Genomic DNA, 3,645 nt, shown 5'->3' on the forward strand with positions numbered 1-3,645 from the left:
ACCACCTTCTGCTGGTTGCCGCCGCTCATGGACGAGACCGGCAGATGCGGTGAACTCACCTTGATCTGCAGGCGCTGGATCATCTGCCGCACCAGCGTATCGACGCGGCTGCGCCGGATCAGCGGCAGGCGCGACATGCGCCGGTAGGCGGCCAGCACGATGTTGTCCTGGATTGAGGCGCACAGCACCAGTCCGCTGTCCTTGCGGTCTTCGGTCACCAGTGACAGACCAGCGGCGATGCTGGCCGCGGGCCGGCCTGCGGGCAGGGGCCGCTGCCGCAGCGTGACGGCCCCCTGGTCGGGCCGGGTCAGGCCATAGATGCAATTGAGGTATTCGCTGCGGCCCGAGCCCATCAGGCCATAGATGCCGACCACTTCGCCCGCATGAACCTGCAGCGAGACCTGGTCGAATTCCCCTTGGCGGCCCAGTGCTTCGGTCGACAGGATCGCCTCGCCACCCTGGCGACGGCGGCGCTCCTGCACCTGCAGCGTGCGGCCGACGATGGCCTTGACCAGGCTGGCGCGGTCGATGTCGCGGATCAGACCGGTCTCGACGAAGCGGCCGTCGCGAAAGACCGTGTAGCTGTCGGCGATCTGGAAAATTTCGGAAAGACGGTGCGACACGTAGATGATGCCGGTGCCTTGTGCGGCCACGCTGCGGATGGCGCGGAACAGGACTTCGGTCTCCTTCTCGCCAATGGCCGAGGTGGGTTCGTCCATGATCATCACATCGCAGTCGTGGCTGAAGGCCTTGGCAATTTCCACCAGTTGCACCTGGGCCAGGCTCAGGTCCTGCATGCGAGCGCGCGCATCGACCTGGAATTGCAGGCGATCCAGCAGCGCCTGCGCCTGCCGTTCCATGGCGCGGGTGTTGACGCAGAGCCCTGCCACGCGGGGCTCGCGGCCGAGGTAGAGATTTTCTGCCACGCTCATGCCGGGGATGGGCGAGAGCTCCTGCGTGATGATGGCGATGTGGTGATGCAGGGCTTCGGCCGGCGAATGGAAATCCACCGGCTGGCCCTTGAGGCGGATCTCGCCGCCATCCCGCCGCAGCAGGCCCATGATGATGGCCAGGAAGGTCGATTTGCCGGCACCGTTGCCGCCGCACAGCGCATGCACGCTGCCGCGCTTCAACTGCAGGCGTCCGTCGGCCAGCGCCACGATCTCGTGGAAGGACTTGCTCACTCCATGTGCTTCCAGCAAAAGCTCTGCCATGGCTGTCTCCATACATGCGCTGGTCAAATGTCCAGCGATGGGTAAATGTTTGTTGTGAGCCCATCATTGCAAAGAATTTTTTTGCTGTCAATGCTCATTTGCTCATCGCTTTAAATAACTTTTTCTTCTGTTTTGCGGTGCAATAATGCATTTGCGAGGTATTAAAGCTGAATTACTGCAGTTTTTGTGGCGTGCAGATCACTTTTGCATTAGTCTCTCGATGAACAAATGCTCTTCTGTGAATAATTATTCTGGCGGAGCATGAGCAAGGCAGTTCATCGTCACCAGGAGACAAGGATGAAAATAGGTATCGGATGCGACGAAGCGGCGTATGCGCTCAAGGAGGTCATCAAGGCCCATCTGGCGGGAAAGGGCCTTGACGTGGTGGACTTCGGCACCCATGATACGGAGCCCGTGATTTACCCCGACATCGCCTTTGCGGTGGCCGAACAGATCCGGCAAGGGGCGATCGGCCGCGCCGTCCTGCTGTGCGGCACGGGGATCGGTATGGCGATCTCGGCCAACAAGGTGCCGGGGGTGCGCGCGGCGCAATGCCACGACACTTATTCCGCCGAACGGGCCAGCAAGAGCAATGACGCCCAGATCATCACACTGGGCGCACGCGTGGTCGGGAGCGAACTGGCCAAGGCCATCGTCGATACCTGGCTGGCGGCGGAGTTTTCAGGTGGGCGCTCGACCGAAAAGCTGGAGCGCATCAAAGAGTATGAACATCATTTGCACAATACCAAGCGCCCATAGGCGCAGCGCTTCCGGATGCAAGCCGGCAGTGACGCAGAGGCAAACGCAAGCCAAGGGGGGAATCCATGTCCATGGATGAATTGACGCGCCTGGCCACGCTGTATTACGTCGATGGCCTGACGCAGCAGGAGCTGTCGGAGCGCTTTTCGATTTCGCGCGCCTCGATTGCACGCATGCTCAAGCGGGCGCAGGACGAGGGCATCGTGGAAATCCGCGTGCGCCATCATCCGGGCCAGACCATCGAGCTGGAACACGCGCTGATGCAGCGTTTCGGCATCGAGCGTGCGCTCATCTCGGTCAGCCACAACGACCAGGACCGCCAGCGCGCCATGCTGGCCGGCCTGGTGGCCAATCACCTCGACCGCAGCCTGACCGATGACAGCATCGTGGCCGTCGGCATCGGGCGCAACATCAATGCGGTGTCCGAACACGCGGTGTCCAACACGCGGCGCAGCGCCACCTTCGTCTGTGGTATCGGTGGTTACTATCGTGGTGGCGAAGCGATGAACTCCGATCACATCTGCCGTCGCCTGGCCTCGCGTTTCGGCGGCGACAGTGAAACGCTGTATGCCCCGGCACTGGTCAACAATGCGGCCGTGCGCGATGCCCTGCTGGCCAATGATGCAGTCCGTCCCACGCTGGACAAGGCGCGCCGCGCCCACGTCGCACTCATTGGGGTAGGCGATATCCATGAAGACAGCCCGATGGTGCGCATGGGCTGGTTCTCGCCCCAGGAAATCCTGGAGCTCAAGCGCCATGGTGCGGTAGGCGACATGATGGGCTATGACTTCATCAACATCCAGGGCGAACCCATCCGCACGGAGACGCACTCGCGCGTCATCGGCCTGACGGTGGATGACTTGCGGCGCATTCCCGACGTCATCGCGGTCGCCAGCGAAAGCGGCAAGGCCAGCGCCATGCTGGGCGCGCTGCGTACCGGCACCATCAAGACGCTGGCCACGACCGACAGCATTGCGCATACGCTGCTCACGCTGGAAGAGGCGACCAGGAAGAACGCTGCGTGAGCTGAATCGAAGGATTCCATTGCGCAATGAAGAAGGCCGCATCGTGCAGACGATGCGGCCTTCTTTTTTGGATCACGTTCGTGGACAAGGCGCAGCTGCGCCGTTCTCCTTAACGCAATGCGTCGACGATCTGCTCCAGCTTCACTGCATCAGCCGCGAACTGGCGGATGCCTTCGGCCAGTTTTTCGGTAGCCATCGCATCGCCGTTCAAGGCCAGGCGGAAGGCTTTTTCGTCCAGGGAGATGCGCTCGATATCGGCGGCATCCGCCGCTTCCTTGCTCAGCTTGCGCTCGACCGGGCCATCGGTGTCGGCCAGCTTCTGCAGCAGGTCCGGGCTGATGGTCAGCAGGTCGCAACCGGCCAGCTCGACGATCTGCGAGGTATTGCGGAAGCTGGCGCCCATCACTTCAGTGGCGTAGCCGAACTTGCGGTAGTAGTTGTAGACCGCCTTGACCGACTGCACGCCGGGGTCATCGCTGCCGGTGTAGTCCTGGCCGGTGGACTTCTTGTACCAGTCATAGATGCGGCCGACGAAGGGCGAGATCAGCTGGACACGGGCTTCGGCGCAGGCAATGGCTTGCGGCAGCGAGAACAGCAGGGGCAGGTTGCAGCGGATGCCATCCCTTTCCAGGATCTCAGCGGCAAGG

General features: G+C 62.0%; 4 protein-coding genes. 2 read left to right on the forward strand and 2 right to left on the reverse strand.

Annotation, left to right across the window (positions count from 1 at the left end; genetic code table 11):
- Positions 1 to 1,214, reverse strand: a 1,214-nt coding sequence (locus B3873_RS25255) for a sugar ABC transporter ATP-binding protein (RefSeq protein ID WP_286869794.1), incomplete at its 3' end; no start/stop codon positions are given.
- 297 nt (positions 1,215 to 1,511) lie between these two features.
- Between B3873_RS25255 and rpiB the strand changes: the two genes are divergently transcribed.
- Both rpiB and B3873_RS25265 read left to right on the forward strand, forming a co-directional pair.
- The gene (gene rpiB / locus B3873_RS25260) at positions 1,512 to 1,973 is read left to right on the forward strand and encodes a ribose 5-phosphate isomerase B (protein WP_034340041.1); all 462 of its coding nucleotides are present in this window, start codon (positions 1,512 to 1,514) and stop codon (positions 1,971 to 1,973) included.
- Between the two features lie 65 nt (positions 1,974 to 2,038).
- A complete protein-coding gene (locus tag B3873_RS25265) occupies positions 2,039 to 2,998 on the forward strand; it encodes a sugar-binding transcriptional regulator (RefSeq protein WP_209532083.1) in 960 nt (319 codons plus the stop codon).
- A gap of 109 nt (positions 2,999 to 3,107) precedes the next feature.
- Here B3873_RS25265 and B3873_RS25270 read toward each other — a convergent pair.
- On the reverse strand, positions 3,108 to 3,645 hold a 538-nt coding region (locus B3873_RS25270; protein ID WP_286869797.1), incomplete at its 5' end, for a transaldolase family protein.

Origin of the sequence: Herbaspirillum sp. UBA812, assembly GCF_002296545.1 — a bacterium.
Taxonomy (GTDB): Bacteria; Pseudomonadota; Gammaproteobacteria; order Burkholderiales; family Burkholderiaceae_D; genus Herbaspirillum; species Herbaspirillum huttiense.